General features: G+C 69.2%; 17 protein-coding genes. 10 read left to right on the forward strand and 7 right to left on the reverse strand.

The window, feature by feature from the left end:
- Positions 1-117: 117 nt before the first annotated feature.
- Entirely contained in the window at positions 118-942 is an 825-nt protein-coding gene (locus ACQP1O_RS40190; RefSeq protein ID WP_433563491.1) for an alpha/beta fold hydrolase, read from the reverse strand.
- Between the two features lie 59 nt (positions 943-1001).
- Here ACQP1O_RS40190 and ACQP1O_RS40195 point away from each other — a divergent pair, with 59 nt between their 5' ends.
- The 5 genes from ACQP1O_RS40195 to ACQP1O_RS40215 all read left to right on the forward strand — a co-directional run bounded on the left by ACQP1O_RS40195 (position 1002) and on the right by ACQP1O_RS40215 (position 6149).
- Positions 1002-1736: an SDR family NAD(P)-dependent oxidoreductase gene (locus tag ACQP1O_RS40195; RefSeq protein ID WP_357006591.1), complete on the forward strand. Its 735-nt coding sequence runs from the start codon at positions 1002-1004 to the stop codon at positions 1734-1736.
- Between the two features lie 139 nt (positions 1737-1875).
- The gene (locus ACQP1O_RS40200; RefSeq protein ID WP_433563492.1) at positions 1876-2910 is read left to right on the forward strand and encodes a 3-oxoacyl-ACP synthase III family protein; all 1035 of its coding nucleotides are present in this window, start codon (positions 1876-1878) and stop codon (positions 2908-2910) included.
- Positions 2911-2916: 6 nt separating this feature from the next.
- Positions 2917-3798, forward strand: coding sequence for a hypothetical protein (locus ACQP1O_RS40205; RefSeq protein WP_433563493.1), 882 nt, complete (start codon positions 2917-2919; stop codon positions 3796-3798).
- A gap of 30 nt (positions 3799-3828) precedes the next feature.
- Positions 3829-4581: a glycosyltransferase gene (locus tag ACQP1O_RS40210; protein ID WP_433563494.1), complete on the forward strand. Its 753-nt coding sequence runs from the start codon at positions 3829-3831 to the stop codon at positions 4579-4581.
- A complete protein-coding gene (locus tag ACQP1O_RS40215; RefSeq protein WP_433563495.1) occupies positions 4578-6149 on the forward strand; it encodes a class I adenylate-forming enzyme family protein in 1572 nt (523 codons plus the stop codon). Before ACQP1O_RS40210 ends, ACQP1O_RS40215 begins: the two co-directional genes overlap by 4 nt.
- On the opposite strand, the gene ACQP1O_RS40220 is transcribed toward ACQP1O_RS40215, so the two are convergent.
- From ACQP1O_RS40220 to ACQP1O_RS40230, 3 genes are all read right to left on the reverse strand, one after another.
- Complete coding sequence (locus tag ACQP1O_RS40220; protein ID WP_433563496.1) at positions 6117-7430, reverse strand: phthiocerol/phthiodiolone dimycocerosyl transferase family protein; 1314 nt, start codon at positions 7428-7430, stop codon at positions 6117-6119. The genes ACQP1O_RS40215 and ACQP1O_RS40220 overlap by 33 nt on opposite strands.
- A 15-nt stretch (positions 7431-7445) precedes the next feature.
- Positions 7446-8654 carry a L,D-transpeptidase gene (locus ACQP1O_RS40225; RefSeq protein ID WP_433567955.1) on the reverse strand — a complete coding sequence of 403 codons (1209 nt, stop codon included), beginning with the start codon at positions 8652-8654 and terminating at the stop codon, positions 7446-7448.
- A gap of 97 nt (positions 8655-8751) precedes the next feature.
- On the reverse strand, positions 8752-9843 hold the full coding sequence (locus ACQP1O_RS40230; RefSeq protein ID WP_433567956.1) for a UDP-N-acetylmuramate dehydrogenase: 1092 nt from the start codon (positions 9841-9843) through the stop codon (positions 8752-8754).
- A 44-nt stretch (positions 9844-9887) separates the two neighbouring features.
- Here ACQP1O_RS40230 and ACQP1O_RS40235 point away from each other — a divergent pair, with 44 nt between their 5' ends.
- From ACQP1O_RS40235 to ACQP1O_RS40245, 3 genes are all read left to right on the forward strand, one after another.
- Positions 9888-10373 carry a DUF2505 domain-containing protein gene (locus ACQP1O_RS40235; RefSeq protein ID WP_379389207.1) on the forward strand — a complete coding sequence of 162 codons (486 nt, stop codon included), beginning with the start codon at positions 9888-9890 and terminating at the stop codon, positions 10371-10373.
- 75 nt (positions 10374-10448) lie between these two features.
- Positions 10449-10964: a DUF2505 domain-containing protein gene (locus ACQP1O_RS40240; RefSeq protein ID WP_433563497.1), complete on the forward strand. Its 516-nt coding sequence runs from the start codon at positions 10449-10451 to the stop codon at positions 10962-10964.
- On the forward strand, positions 10934-11734 hold the full coding sequence (locus tag ACQP1O_RS40245; protein WP_433563498.1) for a class I SAM-dependent methyltransferase: 801 nt from the start codon (positions 10934-10936) through the stop codon (positions 11732-11734). Before ACQP1O_RS40240 ends, ACQP1O_RS40245 begins: the two co-directional genes overlap by 31 nt.
- 108 nt (positions 11735-11842) lie before the next feature.
- Here the strand turns inward: ACQP1O_RS40245 and ACQP1O_RS40250 are convergent, their stop codons facing one another.
- Positions 11843-13333 carry a hypothetical protein gene (locus ACQP1O_RS40250; protein WP_433563499.1) on the reverse strand — a complete coding sequence of 497 codons (1491 nt, stop codon included), beginning with the start codon at positions 13331-13333 and terminating at the stop codon, positions 11843-11845.
- A gap of 71 nt (positions 13334-13404) precedes the next feature.
- Positions 13405-14022 carry a hypothetical protein gene (locus ACQP1O_RS40255; protein WP_433563500.1) on the reverse strand — a complete coding sequence of 206 codons (618 nt, stop codon included), beginning with the start codon at positions 14020-14022 and terminating at the stop codon, positions 13405-13407.
- A gap of 112 nt (positions 14023-14134) precedes the next feature.
- On the opposite strand from ACQP1O_RS40255, the gene ACQP1O_RS40260 reads away from it, so the two are divergent.
- Positions 14135-15292 carry an LmeA family phospholipid-binding protein gene (locus tag ACQP1O_RS40260; RefSeq protein WP_433563501.1) on the forward strand — a complete coding sequence of 386 codons (1158 nt, stop codon included), beginning with the start codon at positions 14135-14137 and terminating at the stop codon, positions 15290-15292.
- Here the strand turns inward: ACQP1O_RS40260 and deoC are convergent.
- The gene (gene deoC / locus ACQP1O_RS40265; RefSeq protein ID WP_354847004.1) at positions 15289-15948 is read right to left on the reverse strand and encodes a deoxyribose-phosphate aldolase; all 660 of its coding nucleotides are present in this window, start codon (positions 15946-15948) and stop codon (positions 15289-15291) included. The two genes, ACQP1O_RS40260 and deoC, sit on opposite strands and share 4 nt — an antisense overlap.
- Before the next feature lie 72 nt (positions 15949-16020).
- On the opposite strand from deoC, the gene ACQP1O_RS40270 reads away from it, so the two are divergent.
- Positions 16021-16569 (forward strand): GNAT family N-acetyltransferase, encoded by a 549-nt coding sequence (locus ACQP1O_RS40270; protein WP_433563502.1) that lies wholly within the window; start codon positions 16021-16023, stop codon positions 16567-16569.
- Positions 16570-16614: the final 45 nt, after the last annotated feature.

The raw sequence follows: 16614 nt of genomic DNA on the forward strand, positions 1-16614 counted from the left end.
CTCCAGTGTGCACGGGGGTAGTAACACCCCATGCACGGGTTACCTTCCCAAGTGAGGTCGGTCACAACGCGCGTGGGCCGCCCGAGGGCTTCGCCCCCGAACTCCCGCGAGGCGCGATTACCCCAGCGCCTCAACGAAATTGGTGATCTCCGTCACGAACCGGCCGGGATCCTCGATGAACAGGCCGTGCTGCGCATCCTCCCAGTAGGAGGTCCGCACATCCGGCGCGGTGTCGGCGATGTAGCGGCCGTTCTCGATCGGCACCACCGGGTCGGCGGTGCCGTGCAGCACCAGCACCGGCACGTCCAGGCCGCGCAGGGTCTCGGTGTTGTCGACGGTGCGATAGAACAGGGCCTTGCGCACTCGGGGCAGGGTGGCGATGCTCCCGCCGAACAGGCGCTGGGCGTCCACGCCCTTGTCGCGGCCGGGCCCGGTATTGGCATTGCCGAAGGCGGCGAAACCGCGCATGGCCTTGCCCGCGCTCTCGTCGAAGACGTCGGGGATGGCCTTCCCCATGCCCGGACCGGTCTCCGCGCCCTGGACGCCGCGGCCGATATTGGCCTGTGAACCGGTGTAGACGACGCCCGCGATCGCGCCGGTCCCGTAGGCGGTCAGGTAGTCGGACAGCACGATGCCGCCGTAGGACCAGCCCAGCAGGATCGCACCGGAGGAGATGTTCTCGGCGGCGAGCACGGCGGCGATATCGGCCGCCCAGTTCTTCGGGTCGTCGTATCCGGATTCAGGGGCGTCGGAGTAGCCGTGGCCGCGCAGGTCGACCGCGATCACCCGGAATTGCTCGGCGAGCAGGTCGGCGGCCTGCCCCCAGCAGCGCAGGTTGCCGGACCAGCCGTGCAGGAGAACGAGCGGCCGGGCCCCCTCCGGACCGGTCACCCGGTAAACGATGGTCGTGCCGTCCGCGCTTGCTACTTCCCGAATCGCCATAGGAGTGAGGCTAACCACCCGCGACGCACCGGCGACACGCCCTGCCTAAGCTCAGGGACATGAGCACTCGTACCGCTGTGGTGACCGGAGCCAGTTCGGGGATCGGCGAGGCGACCGCCCGCGAACTCGCCAAGCAGGGGTACCACGTGTACGTCGGCGCCCGCCGGGTCGATCGGCTGGAGCAGCTGGCCGCGGAGATCGGCGGGACCGCGCTGCCGCTGGACGTGACCGATGAGGAGTCGGTGCGCGCCTTCACCGAGGCCGTCGAGCGCTGCGATGTGCTGGTCAACAATGCCGGCGGCGCGAAGGGCCTGGCCCCGGTGCTCGAGGCGGATCTGGACGACTGGCGCTGGATGTGGGAGACCAATGTGCTGGGCACGCTGCGGCTCACGAAGTCGTTGCTGCCCAAGCTGATCGCCTCCGGTGACGGCCTGATTGTCACCATCACCTCGGTGGCCGCGTTCTCCACCTACGACAACGGCTCCGGCTACACCTCGGCGAAGCACGCGCAGGCGGTGCTGCACCGGACGCTGCGGGGCGAGCTGCTGGGTCAGCCGGTGCGGCTGACCGAGATCGCACCCGGCGCGGTGGAGACCGAATTCTCGCTGGTGCGTTTCGGTGGCGACGCCGAGCGTGCGGCGAGTGTGTACCGGGGCATCGATCCGCTGGTCGCACAGGACATCGCGGAGATCGTGGGCTTCGTGGCCTCGCGCCCGCCGCACGTCAATCTGGACACCATTGTCGTCAAGCCGCGCGATCAGGCCGAGTCGGGACGTTTCGCCCGCCGCTCCTGAAGTTGCCCCTTCAGAGGTAGGTCAGATGGTGTTGTGCCGCAATGTAGTTCACCTCACATGATCTGAATCATAGATTTTTCAAAACCGAAATACCGGCACTGCTAGCGTCGCCCGCAACCGAGGGCTGCTTGGAGTGAACATGGTGAGATCACGAATCGAGGCGGTCGGGTCCTATCTGCCCGACACCGAGATATCGACAGCGGAGTTGCTGGCCCAGCTGGCCATCGACTCCCCCATCGACCTGGAGCGCATCAGCGGCGTGCGGCACCGCCGCCGCTGCGCCGAGAACGAGGATTCCCTGAGCGTCGCCCTGGCCGCGGCGCGGACCGCACTGGATAATTCGTCCTATGACGCTGCCGATCTGGATATCGTCATCTCCTGCTCCATCACCCGCATTCGCGACGGTGAATTCTGCGTGGAGCCGTCCTTCGCACTCATGATCCGCAATGAACTCGGCGCGACCGGGGCCATCCACTTCGACGTCTCCAATGCCTGCGCGGGCATGATGAGCGGAGTTCTCGTGCTGGATCGCATGATTCGTGCGGGCATGGTGAAACGCGGGCTGGTGGTTTCCGGGGAGTACATCACGCCCATCTCCGATACCGCCGTACGTGAGATGTCCGAAAAATACGATCCGCAGTTCGCCTCGCTGACCGTCGGCGACGGTGCGGCCGCGGTCATTCTGGACGGCGAGGGCAGCGCCGACGAGGGCATCGACTACGTCGAACTCAATACCAGCGCCGGTTTCGCGCAGTTGTGCCTGGGCATGCCCAGCGATCGCAGTTCCGGTATCGCGCTGTACACCGACAACCGGGCCATGCACAATGAGGCTCGCTATCTGTTGTGGACCACCCGGCAGCGGGATTTCCTGCACGAGAACAACAGCAGTTTCGCGGCGGAGGGCTACGACCACGTGATCCATCATCAATTCAGCGCGCCCGCAGTGGAATTGGTATCGAAGATCGCCGAACGCGAATTCGACGCCCCGGTGCCGCCCGCGCTCATGGTCCTGGACCGCTATGGCAACACCGCATCCACCTCGCATTTCGTGGTATTACACGACGCGCTCAAACAACAGCGGATAGCGTCCGGGGCGAAAGTACTGATGGTGCCCGCGGCTTCCGGCGTCGTGGCCGGGTTTCTGTCGGTGACGCTCGGCGACCTTCGGGTGTGATGCAGCATGGGAATCGTCATTTCTTCGGTAACCACCGAAATCGGCGGCGGCAGCTCCATCGAGCAGGCGGCGGCCGCGGCGCGCCGGGCCATCGCGGAGGCCGGCGCCACGCCGGAGCAGATCGACGCGCTGATCAATACCGGCGTCTATCGCGACTCGAACATGGTGGAACCGGCCATGTCCGCGCTGATTCAACAGCAGGCCGGCATCGGGCTGGAGTATCGCAGCGGCGATGTGCCGTGCCTGTCCTTCGACCTGATGAACGGCGCCTGCGGCATGCTCAATGCCATCCAGGTCAGCCAGGCGCTGCTGGAGGCCCCGACGGTGCACCGGGTGCTGCTGGTCTCCGGTGACGCGCATCCTTCGAAATCCCCCGAACCGCAGCCGGGCTTCCCGATCAAGCCGGTGGGCGCGGCCATGCTGCTGGAAAAGCGTCCGGGCACAGCCGGATTCGGGGCGCTGCACATCAGCGCCACCGACGGGCGGCCCGCCGCGGAGGGCTTCGTGCGACTGTCGGAGATGGGCTCCACCGGCCGGTCCTCGATCACCGTGAACCGCACCGGCGATGTGGAAGAGCTGCTGCACCACGCGGTTTCGGCAGCGTCCGAGGCGCTCGACGTGGCCGACGCTCCCCCCGCGCGGACGGTGCTCATCTGCGGGCGGCCCACAGCCGGATTCCCCGCACTGCTGGCCGAGCGCCTGGGCATCGCGCCGGAGGCGGTCAGCGCCGACGATACCGACGGTGATGCGCACACCTCGGCACTCCCGGTCGCGTACCTGGCGGCCCGCGACAGCGGCAAGCTCGATCGGGCCGACGTAGCCTTGTTCGTGGCCGCCGGGGCCGGGCCGTCGGCCGCAGCCATCGCCTACCGGCTGCCGAAACCGTAAGCCGCGGCCAGGAATCCGCCGGGAAGGGCCATGAACGAACTGTGGGTGATCGTGCCCGCCTACAACGAGGAGCACGGCATCGCCGGCACGCTGTCCGCCCTGGCCGGGCAGCGAGACCGGGACTTCACGCTGCTGGTGGTGGACAACAACTCCACCGATGCCACCGTCAAGGTGGTGCGCGATTTCGCGGACACCCATCCGGGCCTGCGCGTCGAGGTGATCACCGAGCTGCGCAAGGGCACCGGAGCGGCCGCCGACACCGGCATGCGGCACGCCATCGCGGCCGGCGCGACCCGGCTGGCCCGCACCGACGCCGACTGCCTGCCCGCCCCCGACTGGACCGCGCGCATCCGGGCCGCCTTCGACTCGGGGCTGCGGCTGATCAGCGGGCAGCTCATCCCGCGCACCGACGAGGGCGTGCGGCTGCGTGATCGCACCATCATCCTGGTCGCGCTGGAGGTGGCCTCCCTGTTCGGGAAATTCCGCCCCGGCAACCGCGATCCGCGCTACCTGGGCCCGTATGTCATGACGCCCGGCTGCAATATGGCCATCACCGCCGAACTGTACGAGGCCGCGGGCGGATTCCCGCGCACCGCCATCGAGGAGCTGCACGAGGATCGGGCGCTGGTGAACGCCGTGCGCATGCTCACCACCGACTACGGGCTGCGCCGGGACGTGCGGGTGTACGGCTCCAACCGGCGCGTGCGAGCCTGGGGTGTGCGCAAGACTCTCGCCTGGTACGCCGACCACCGCTACAAACCGGAGCTGGTGGACATCCGGTGAACGCTGGATACCCCTCGGCGGGTGAGGATTTCACCGCGCTGCTCCGCGAGCAGGTGCTGCGCACCCCCGACGCGCCCGCGCTGGGCATGATCGGCGAACCGCCGCTCAGCTTCGCGGAACTCGACGCCCGCGTCCGGCTGGCCGTGAAACGCCTGCACGACATGGGCTTCCGGCCCGGCGACCGCATGCTGTTCTCTATCCGGCCCTGCGTGGACGCCGTGGTCATGGTGTTCGGGACCATGGCGGCGGGTGGCACCATCGTGTTCGTGGACCCCGGCGTCGGACCCGAATTGTTCGCACGCCGCATCGAATTGGTGCAGCCGAGCTGGGCGGCGACGGAATCACTGCTCTACCTGCTGAGCGGGCCGCTGCGCGGGTTCGGCCGCCGGCTCGGCCTGTCACTGCCGGAGTTCGGGCAACTGCCGGTGCGGCACATCCGCTGCGGGCCATGGCTACCGGGCACGCCGCGCGGGGCCCTCCCGCTGCGGCAGCTGGTGGGTTCCGAGCCCGGTTGGCGCGGTCCCTCGACCACATCGACCTTCGACGTTCCCGCCGAGGACCCCGACGCCGAGGCGCTCATCGTCTTCACCTCCGGCACCACCGCCGACCCGAAAGCCGTTGTACACACCCGCGGTTCGCTGGGCGCGGGCCTGGCGGCGATGGCGGGCTGCACCAGCCTCATGCCCGGCTCGCACCTGCACACCGAACAGCTGATGATGGGGCTGCCCGCGGTGCTGGAGGGCGCACGCTGGTCCATGCCGCGGTACCCGCGCTTCGGCACCCACATCGACCCGATCGGCTTCGCGCGCACCCTCGACACGGCGACGCACGCCTTCTTCACCCCCGCCGACCTGGCGGTGGTGCTGGATGCCATCGAGGCCGGGCGACTGGTCGCGCCGGCCCACCTCGAGGAAGTCTCACTGGGCGGCGCGCCGGTCACCACCGCGCTGCTGCGCCGCGCCCGCGCCGCCCTCCCGGACACCGAATTCCTGGCCGTCTACGGCATGACCGAGATCCTGCCGGTGGCCATCACCTCCGGCGCGGACAAGCTGGCCTTCGAGGGACCCGGTGACCCGCTCGGCCCGCCGGTCGAGGGCGTGGACGCGCGCCTGGCCGACGACGGCGAGCTCATCCTCTCCGGCCCCAACCTGTGCCGCGGCTACCTCGGGGAACCATCGCTGAAGGAGATCGCCACCGGCGACCTCGCCCGCTTCGAGGGCGACACCCTGGTGCTCATGGGCCGCAAGAAGGACATGATGATCCGCGGCAAGACCAATATCTATCCGGGCCTGTACGAACCGGCCATCGCGGGCGTCGAGGGCGTGCGCCAGGCCATCATGGTCGGCCTTCCCGACGAGATCGGCGACGAGCGCATCGTGCTGGCCGTGGTGCCGGACCCGGACGCCTTCGATATCGAGGAGCGGCTACGCCGCGAATTACCGTCCCTGATCGATGTTTCCGCGCTGCCGGACGACATCGTGCTGGTCGCGGAGATCCCCGTCGGCGGGCGCACCAGCAAGCCCGACCGGGCCGCGCTACGCGCCCGGCTGGCGCTGCGGCTCGGCTGAGGGATCCGGGCGCTCGCGCAGCGCGGTCAGCATCGCGTCCGCGAAATCCGCCGCCCGCCGCTCCGACAAGACCGGTTCCGCGTAGCAGAACCCGAGGCGCATTTCCCCGTGCGCCGTCGCGACCGCCACCGTCAGGACGCTCACACAGGAATTCGCCGCGGCCAGCGTCAGTCCCGAAAGCCGCCATGCCCCGGCCGTTTCCGGGAATTCGACCCGCCCCAGATTGGTGACCGACACGTTCCACGGCGCCCGCCGATCCACCAGGTCCGCCAGGCGCCGGCCGGATTCGAGTGTCCGCGGCGTCCCGAATCGCATGCCCGCCACCGTTGCCAGATGCCGCCGCTGCCGCACCCCGCGCTCGAGTTGCCGCCTCACCGACCGGGCCGCGGTCCACAGCGGAACGCCGAACGGCACGAATCCGACCAGCACCGGCGCATAGATGCCCAGCTCATCGTCGGCCGGACGCGGGGAGAGCAATTCCCGGAAATCCACGGGCGACGCGATCCCGGCGATTCCGTGCACTCCGGAATTCGAACCGCCGACCGCGGTCGCCGCCGCGGCGGCCAGCGCCCCGTGCACAGTGACTCCGGCGCGCCGGCAGTCGATTACCAACGCCGCCAGCGCTTCCCGATCGAGCACCCGGTGCACGACCCTGGTTCGCCGCTCCGGCAGCGCCGCACGCGCACCGGCCACGCGCTGCGGCCGTTGCCCGAGCGCGGCCGCCTGATCGAACAGCGTCGTATACGCCCACCGCCACACCCCGCGCGCCCCACCGGGAATCAGATCATCCGCGGCCGGAACCCCCGCACGCTCTGCCGCCCCGGCACTCGCCCCCGCCGCATGCCCGATCAGCTTCCGCAGCAACGCCATCAGCGACCGGCCGTCCATGATGATGTGCGAGATCGTGAGCACGATGTCATGGAATTCGTCCATGGTCCCCGCCCCGACCGCGATATCGACAATGCGCGCCAACCCCTTCGCGGTATCGAAGGGATCAGCCATCTCGGCGTCGATTTCCCGCACCCAAGTCTGGGAATCGTGCGACTCCATGCGCCGCACCGGAATTCCCGGCTCAGCCAACTCCCGGAACCACGGATCCCGGCCCGCCTCGGCCACCACCCCCACCCGCAACAGCGGATACTCCGCCACCAGAGCCGCGACCGCCTCCTCCAACCGCCGCGCCGAAACCCGCCCGTGAACCCGCACGCGCCCACTGCAATTCGCGGGCGAGATCCGGTCGATGATCCAGAACCACCGCTCCGAGGGACTCAGGGCGCGCATGTCGCGGAAGGGTTTTCAGCGGCCGCCGACGGGCTGGGGCGGGAGCGGGGTGGCCGAGATCTGGTTCTTCGGCTCGCCCTGCAGCGCCGAGAGGCCCTTCCAGGTCTCCCAGTCGATGGTCCAGTCGTAGATGTCGCCGTCCGCCGCGGAGAGCTGGATACGGGTGCCGGTGACCTCGACCGGGTCGCCGTAGAGGGCGGTCGGGAAGTAGGCCTGGGCGTCGGTCGGGTTGAGGTTGATGCAACCGTTGGTGACGTTCGAATTACCCTGGGCGGACACCGATTCCGGATTGGCGTGAATGAACTCGCCATTGTTGGAGATGCGCACGGCCCAGCGTTCCCGCACGTTCGTGTAGAACGGCGGGTTGGACATCATGAAGTCCTCGTACTTCTCGGTCACCACGTGGATGCCGGAGCGGGTGACATTGCGGTCCTGGTTGCCTTCGCCGTAGCTGCAGGCGAAGTCGAAGATGGTCTGCCCGTCGCGCACCACCTGGACGCGATGGGTGGGGGCGGCGGCCTTCACGATCTGGGCGCGGCCGATGCGGAAGTCGGAGGTGAGGTCGGAGTCGCCGAACAACCCGCTGCCCATGTCCAGGCCGTACAGCTTGGCTCCGACGTGCACGGTGGTGCCGGACTGCCAGTACTCGCGGGGCCGCCAGTGCACCCGGGAGCCGCCGTTCTCGTCCTGCAGCCACGCCCACGAGCCCTCGGTGGCCGGGGTGGCGGTGACGACGAGCGCCTTCTCGACCGCGGCCTTGTTCTCGACATGTCCCTTGAACTGGAGCATGATCGGCGCCGCGATGCCGACCTCCTGGCCGTCACCGATATTGATGGTGGCGGGCGCGGTGGTCTTGGGGCTGATGGTGGTGAACTTGCCGTCGATGGCCACCGGCTTGTTGTCGGTGCCGATGGCGGTGCCGGACCAGGTGTAGGTGGCGCCGTAGCCGAGCGGTTCGTTCACCGTGAATTTGCTGCGAGTGGCATCGAAGGTGCCGGTTACCTGCTTGCCATTGGAATTGGTCAGTGCCAGCTGATCGATGCGGCCATTGCTGACCGTCGCCGACACCGCGGTGGTCGGGTTGACATTGTCGGTGCCGCTACCCGGCTCCAGCTTGACGGACGCGACCGGAGCAGCCGGCTGCGCGTGGCCGCCACCCCCCTTGTTCGACGACGAACACGCCGCCGCGATCACTGCCGTCGACGCCACCAGAGCGGCCCGCATTGCCGCCCGGCGGGACAGTCCTCGATTACTCACTTGCTCGACCCTACCCCCGCAAACCGTGTATCCCGGACGCTGAATTGGTGGCGAAAGCCACTCGCTACAGGCTGACTCCCACGGTCACAGGTTCCGGATCCAGATGAATGCCGAAGCGCTCAGCAACCCCCTCGCGAACCGTGCGGGCGAGGGTCACCAGATCGGTCGCGGTAGCCGCGCCCCGATTGGTCAGCGCCAGCGTGTGTTTGGTCGACAACCGCGCTGGAGACCCGTCGCCCGGAAAGCCCTTGGCGAAGCCGGCGCGCTCGATGAGCCAGCCCGCCGAGAACTTTACCCCGCCGTCCGCGGGATAGGTGGGCACGGCCACGTCCGCCCCCAGATGTGACGCGATCGCCGCGCGCACCGCCGCCACCTGCGCATCCGGAATGACGGGATTGGTGAAAAACGAACCCGCACTCCAGGTGTCGTGATCCGCCGGATCCAGCACCATGCCCTTGCCCGCCCGCAAACGCAGCACCGCCTCCCGCACCTCGGCCGCGGGACGGGACTCGCCCTCGGCCGCCCCGAGCGCCTGCGCCAGTTCCCGATACCCGAGCGGCGCACTGGAACCGTCTGCACGCAGCGCGAATTCGACGGCCAGCACCACCGCGGCGGCGCTGTGCTTGAGAACCGAAGTGCGATAGCCGAATCCGAGCTCGGACGGCTCGGCCCAGCGAATCTCACCGGTGGCGCGGTCCAGCAACCGCACCCGGCGCAGCAAACCGGCCACCTCGACGCCGTACGCGCCGACGTTCTGCACCGGTGTGGCACCGGCCGAACCGGGAATTCCGGACAGGCATTCCAGCCCGCCGAAGCCGGCCGCCACCGTGGCGGCGACCACCGCGTCCCAGTTCGCACCCGCCTCGGCGATCGCGGTGTCACCGTTGATCTGCACGCCCTCGGTCGCGATCCGCACCACGACCCCGTCGAAACCGTCGTCACCGATGAGCAGATTGGAGCCACCGGCGATGAGCAGCATCGGAATTCCGGCCGCGTCCAGTTCGCGCACGGTGGCCACCAGGGCGTCGGTGGTCGCGCAGTCGGCGACCGTGGCCGGACCGCCGACCCGCAGGGTCGTCAGCTCCGCCAACGGGACGGCGGCATGCAGCCGCGCACCGGTCGCCGTCAACCGGTCCCGCAGGTCGTCGAACGACACCACCCGAGAAGTACGCACAGGCACAGACGGTAGCCTGTCCGACCATGGCGACACCTCTGGCCTTCACTGCGCACTCGACACATCCCATGGCCGCGGTGCGCGCGGCGTTCGCCGACGAGCAGTATTGGAAGGACCGCATCGAGGCGGTCGGCGGTCCCAATGCCCGCATCGAGAACCTCGTCATCACCGGTGACCAGGTGCGCGTCGACATGGTGCAGACGATTCCGGCCGAGGAGCTGCCCGCGCAGATCACCGCGATCAAGCCCGACGGCCTGACCATTCCGCGCACCGAGACCTGGCACGGCAGCGGCGGCACGGTCGAGGCCCGCGTGGACGGTGCGCCCGCCACCGTGAACGGCACCCTGACCGTCACCGACGACGGCTCCGGCTCCACCTTCGTGGTGGACGGCTCCATCGACGTGAAGATCCCGCTGTTCGGCAAGAAGATCGAGGCCGCCATTCAGCAGCACCTCACCGAGCTGCTGGAGCGCGAGGCCGAGTTCACCGACACGTGGCTGAGTTCACATTGAGCACCCCGGTTCACAGCCGGCGACCCGCCCGAAGATTGCGCTGACCGGGATCGCCCGGCAGTAACCTGAGCGATCGTGGCACGCCGACTCGACTACTCCGCGCGGTATCCGCTGCACACCACGCAAGAGGTGTACGCCGCGATGATGAACCGTGAGCACTGGGATGCCCGCATCGAGGAACTGCGCAAGCACTCCCCGAACGACATCGTCGGCCTCGACTCCGGGGACCATGGCATCACGGTCGAACTGCGGCACGTGCTACCTCGCGACACCCTGCCCGAGATGGCGCAGATGGTGGTGCACAGGGACATGGTGATCACCCGCCGGGAAACCTACGGCCCCTACGGACCCGAGGTGATCGGTGAGTACACCGCCGAAATCCCCAACAGCCCAGGCACTCTCAGCGGCACCATGCGTTTGTTCCCCACCGAGACCGGCTGTACGCTGCGCACCTCCTCGCGGGCCCAGGTCCACCTTCCGTTCTTCGGGCGCAGGCTCGAACAGCTCATGCTGGTCAACCTGGTGGACCTGTTCCGCGCCGAAGCCGAGGTGACGAAGGTTTGGCTGGATCAGCAGCACCCCGTCGGGTAGCCAAGCCGATCGGCACGATCACCCGCGGCACCACCGGCATCAACCGGCTGCGCCGCGGCGATCGCTGGATGGCGCACGACTCCCTCGTCGCCGGGCGATTGCTGGACGCCGCGGATCCGCTCGTGGTGGATCTCGGATACGGCGCCAGCCCCGTCACCACCCTGGAGATGGCGGCCCGGCTGCGGACCGTCCGGTCGGACCTGCGGGTGGTCGGCCTGGAGATCGATCCGGACCGGGTGGTTCCCGGCCGGGACGGGGTGGTGTTCGCGCGCGGCGGTTTCGAACTCGCGGGCCTGCGCCCAACCCTGGTGCGCGCCTTCAATGTGCTGCGCCAGTACCCGGAATCCGCTGTCCCCGAAGCCTGGTCGACCATCCAGTCCGGTCTGGCTCCGGACGGTCTCCTCCTCGACGGGACCTGCGACGAACTGGGCCGCCGCTGCGCCTGGATCCTCCTCGACCGCAGCGCACCCCTCTCCCTGACCCTCGCCTGGGACCCCTTCACCGTCGACACCCCCTCCGACATCGCCGAACGCCTCCCCAAGGCCCTCATCCACCGCAATATCCCCGGCGAACCCATCCACACCCTGCTCACCGCCGCCGACCGCGCCTGGGCCGTCGCCGCACCCCTGGCTCCCTACGGCCCCCGGGTCCGCTGGCGGCACGCCGCCAACCTCCTGCGCGCGCAAGGTTTTCCGCTCCACCCCTATCGCCGCCGCCTCCGCGACAACGTGCTGACCGTCCCCTGGTCGGCTGTCGCGCCCCTGCCCTGAGCCGGTTCACCGAGTTACGCTATCTCCCTACGGTCCCCGTACCCCAGCCCCTTCGTGGGCACGACCGGCCGACCGCAGGCTGCAATGATCCGCGTGGTCGCACGCGGATCATTGGAGCTTGTGGAACAGCTCTCGCACGGTGCCGGTAACGGCGGCGGGGGCGAGCAGGGAGCGCGGGGCGAAGGGCTGACGCCAGAGGCCGCCGTGGGCCGCGCCGGCGGCGAAGAGGGCCTCCGGGTTGGCATTTCGGGGTTCGTCGGCCGCGAACAGATCCGCCACCAGTTTGGCGGCGAGCAGGGTGCGGGCGGTGGCGGGGTCGAAGACCTCGATGCCGAAGCGGGAGGCGGCACGGTATGCCGCAGTGCGCCAGGGGTATTCGCGAGCGACGCTACGGGTCCAGGCGGGCGGGGCGACCGTGAAGGACACGGTGTGCTCCGCGGCCCGGGCCAGAACGGCTCGCCAGCGCGGAAGACGTTGGGCCAGGGCGTAATCCGGTCCGGCCAGCGCGGGCAGATTGTCGAACAGACCCCAGGCCCCGCCCTCGGAGTCGAAGATCGGGCGGGTGTAGTTGAGGCGGTAGAGCGAGTGCGGGGCCACGCGATGCAGGAGATCCTGAGCACTGCCACGGATACCGCGCTCCGCCAAACGATCCCGGGCCGCCGCCACCACGGAGGCGGGCACGGCGTAGGTGTCGGTCGGCGAGCCGAGCAGCGCGAGGGCGGCATCGGAATGATGCCGCAGCAGGGTTTCGGCGAGCACGTCGGACGCGGCGGCGAGCCGGACACCGGCCGCCCCGGGCAGCCCGGCATACAACCCGAGCACCGGCCGGGCGTCACTGTGCGCGGTGATCCACCGCGCCAAAGCCGGAAAACTCCGGGAGATGTCCACGCCGGGTTCGCGGTCCGCGACCGGGAACCGCATGACCCCCGCCCCGGCCTTGGCGACCGTACGCAACCGCTCCCATCGCACCCGGCCCGGCCGATCCACCGCGAGCACGTCCGCGCCCCACCCCAGCAGCGGCCGCAGCGGTCCGAGCTCGGCGTCCGCACCGGTCACGGTCACCCGGAAACCGGGAAGCCGCAACCATTCCGGGTGATCGATGACCCGCTCGATCGCCGCCACGAAGTCGGCCTCCAGAATCCCGCGGGTCTGCCATTCGGCCAGTCGCAGCCGCAGCGCATCCTCGGCCAGCAGCAGCCCGCGCCATGGCACCTCGAGGCGTTTCACCGCGGGGGCCTCGCCCGGGACCTCGGCGGTCTCCAGGACCGTCCCGCCGGCCTCGGCGTCCACATCGACGGTGTCCAGCGCCGCCACCGTGCGCCCGACCGTGAACCGCAGCATGTGGCGCACCGCGCCCAGCCCCGCCTCGGCCATGCCGATCGAAACCTCCGGCGCACCGATGGCCAGCGCCGTCATGCCCCGGAAAACCCGGTGGTAGCCACGCCGCCAGTCCCGGCAGGTCTCCACCGACTGCGCCAGATCGGCATCGTAGGGCCGGATCGCGTCGGCGACCACGGCCGCCGAGAACATGTCCGCGATCCGCTCGGGCGGGCCTGGCGGAAACACCAGATCCCACGCGTCAGCACCGACCGTCCCCATGAACAGTCACCCTGCCACGAAATGCGCCGCCGCAAAACTCGAACACCACACCTCGAAAGCCCCGGAAGCCCCTATCGCGGGTCCTCCTGGGCGCGGGCCAGGGCCCGGTGCAGCCGGGCCGCCGTGGCCGGATCCAGAGCGGTACTGGCGGAATGAATTTCGGTGCGGCCGCAGCGGTGGATGGCGACGGCGTCGGCCACCACCTCGTCCAGCGCGGCCTGCCCGATCCCGGCCTCGGCCAGATCCAGCACGGTCCGCAGCGGCGTGGTCACGAGGAAGGCCCCCGCCGACTCCACATCCTTGCGGGCGAAACTGCGCCGCAGCACCACCAGCCGCGGCGACAGCGGGAAACGCCCGACCCGCGCCGACAGGTGCACGAACCGCGGCCGCAACCGTCCCAGCCCGTGCAGTTCGGCGGCGCTGTGGTGCGAGACCGCCGCGGCCCCGTCGAACCAGGCCGACCACATGGCGTACTCGTCGAGCGGTCCGTCCGGCCAGTCGGCCATCCGCAGCAACCCGACCCCCGAACGCAGGATGCTGCCGTCCCGCAGCCCGTCGCGAATCCGGACCTCACATCCGGCGCGCAGCACCTGACGGGTGGTGAAATACCCCGCGTGCCGCGCGGCCTGCCCCCGCAACGCGCGCCATCCGTATTCCGGATCGGGCTCCGGTGCCGCGTTCCCAGCCATGACATTCAGGATAAGCGGCACCCCTGTGCGTTATGTCACAATCCACGCCTGTGAGCCGACACCTCACAGGATGCACAGAGCCCACACAGAAAGCTCGGGAAGAATCGCCTCCATGAATTCGGAACCCACCTCGGACGACGCGATCAGGCGCGACGCCACCGTCGCGCAGCCGGACAATCCTGCCGCGCAGCCGGTCGAATTCGGCAAGCCGGACAACACGCCCACCGAAGTCCTGGGTGCGGAGCACGACTCGCCCACCGAGGTGCTCAACGGCCAGGGCGCCACCACCGACTGGTGGAACGACCCCACCGCCCGGCACGGCGGTCAGGCCACCCCCGACCTCGGTGCGCAGCCCACCCAGGCCCTCCACCCGGGCGAGGCGGCCTACGCTCCCGGTGCCACCGCCGGTCCGGGCCACTCGACCGGTACAGCGCCGACCGCGGTGCTGCCGGCCGGCATCGACATCTCCGGTTCGATTCCGCAGCCCGGCGGCGCGCAGCTGCCGCCCGGCACACCGCCGCCCCCGATGAATGGCGGTGGCGGGCAGGGCGGCTCATCCGGTAAGCCCCGAAATCGCAAGCGGACCCTGCTCATCGTGGGCCTGGTGTCGACGCTGCTGGTGGCGGGCGGCCTGGCGGGCGGTGAGGCCTACGCCCGCAACAAGGTCGAGAAGTGCATCAGCTCGCAGTTCCAGGCGCAGATGGGCTCCAAGATCGATGTGTCGTTCGGCTGGAAACCGCTGCTGCTCACCATGTTCGACCACAAGGTCGGCTCGGTGACGGTGAACAGCGACGACTCCAAGTTCGGCCCGGCGCAGGGCATGGTCGTGCACGCCACCTTCAAAAACCTCGATATGTCCGATGACGGCAAGCAGGCCACCGTCGACAGCTCCACCGCCGACGTCACCTGGAGCACCGACGGCATCACGAAGACGCTGGGCGGCTTGGTCTCCGGCACCACCGCCGATCCCGGCTCGGGCACGCTGAGCTTCGCGGTAATGGGCGGCCTGGCCCAATTGCAGGTCAAGCCAAAGATTGTCGGCGACAAGATCGAGGTCGACACCCTGCAGGCGTCACTGCTCGGCTTCGGCCTGCCCACCGATCTGGTCTCGGGCATCGTCGATCTCATGACGCAGAGCCTGCAGAGCTACCCGCTGGGCCTGCAGCCCACCAAGGTCGAGGTCACCAAGGACGGCCTGCACGTCGCGCTGCAGGGCGGGCACACCGAGCTGAAGGCGGATCCGGATCAGCAGCAGCCGATCGACTGCTAGTCCGGAAACCCTTCCAGCACTTCACGAGACCGCGACAGTCCCAGCCGCGTGGCGCCGGCGGCGATCAGTTCCGCCGCCTGCGCCGCGCTCCGGATACCGCCGCTGGCCTTCACCCCGAGCCGCCCGCCGACGGTCTCCGCCATCAACCGCACGGCATGCGCGCTCGCACCGCCCGCGGGATGGAATCCGGTGGAGGTCTTCACGAAATCCGCGCCCGCCCGCTCGGCGGTCCGGCACACCTCGGCAATGGCTTCGTCGGTGAGCGCGGCGGATTCGATGATGACCTTGAGCAGCGCCCGATCCCCGATCGCCTCGCGCACCGTGACGATGTCGGCCAGCACCGCGTTGTAATCGCCGGCCCGCGCCGCGCCGACGTCGATGACCATGTCCACTTCGGCCGCGCCCTGGTCCACCGCCAGCCGCGCCTCGGCCCCCTTCACCAGCGAATGATGTTTGCCGGAAGGGAAACCCGCGACCGTGGCCACCACCAGACCCGGCGCACGCACCGGCAGCATGGACGGCGACACACAGATCGCGAACACGCCCAGTTCGCGCGCTTCGTCCACGAGCGCGGCCACCTCGGCGGGTGTGGCATCGGGCGACAACAGGGTGTGATCGATCATCGCCGCCACGTCACGACGGGAAATCTGTGCCATGAGCACCGAGTTTGGCACACGCCCGGCGAATTTCGTTGCGGGCCGCCACCGTTGTCACGCAGACTTGTAAGCGTGCTGATCCGTCGTGAACGTACCGGCGATGCCGCCGCGATCGACGCGGTGCACCGCAGCGCCTTCGATCGCTCCGCGGATGCCGACGCTGATACCCTTTCTTCCGAGCCTATCGGCGACCCCGTCGAAGTCGGTCTGGTCCATTTCCTCCGCGACGACGGATCCGCCTGGATCCCGACCCTGTCGCTGGTGGCGGAGTTCCACGATCAGATCGTCGGGCACGTCTGCCTCACCAGGGCCGGCATCGGCCCGTTCCCGGTGCTGGCACTGGGCCCGATCGGTGTCCGCGCCGACCATCAGCACAAGGGCATCGGCTCGGCTCTCATGCACGCGGCCCTCGGCGCCGCCGACGCTCTCGACGAACCACTGGTGGGCCTGCTCGGCAGTCTCGAGTACTACCCGCGTTTCGGCTTCGTCCCGGGTACCCGGCTGGGCATCGTCCCCGACCAGCCGGAGTGGGCCACCCACTTCCAGGTCCGCCCGCTCACCGCCTACGAACTCGAGATCAAGGGCGAATTCCGCTACGCCGACGCCTTCTATACCTTGTGAAATCTATCGATTGCCAGAGCGACGACTGATTTCGTGCCGACAGGC

The organism is Nocardia sp. CA-151230, from assembly GCF_050942175.1.
Lineage (GTDB): Bacteria > Actinomycetota > Actinomycetes > Mycobacteriales > Mycobacteriaceae > Nocardia.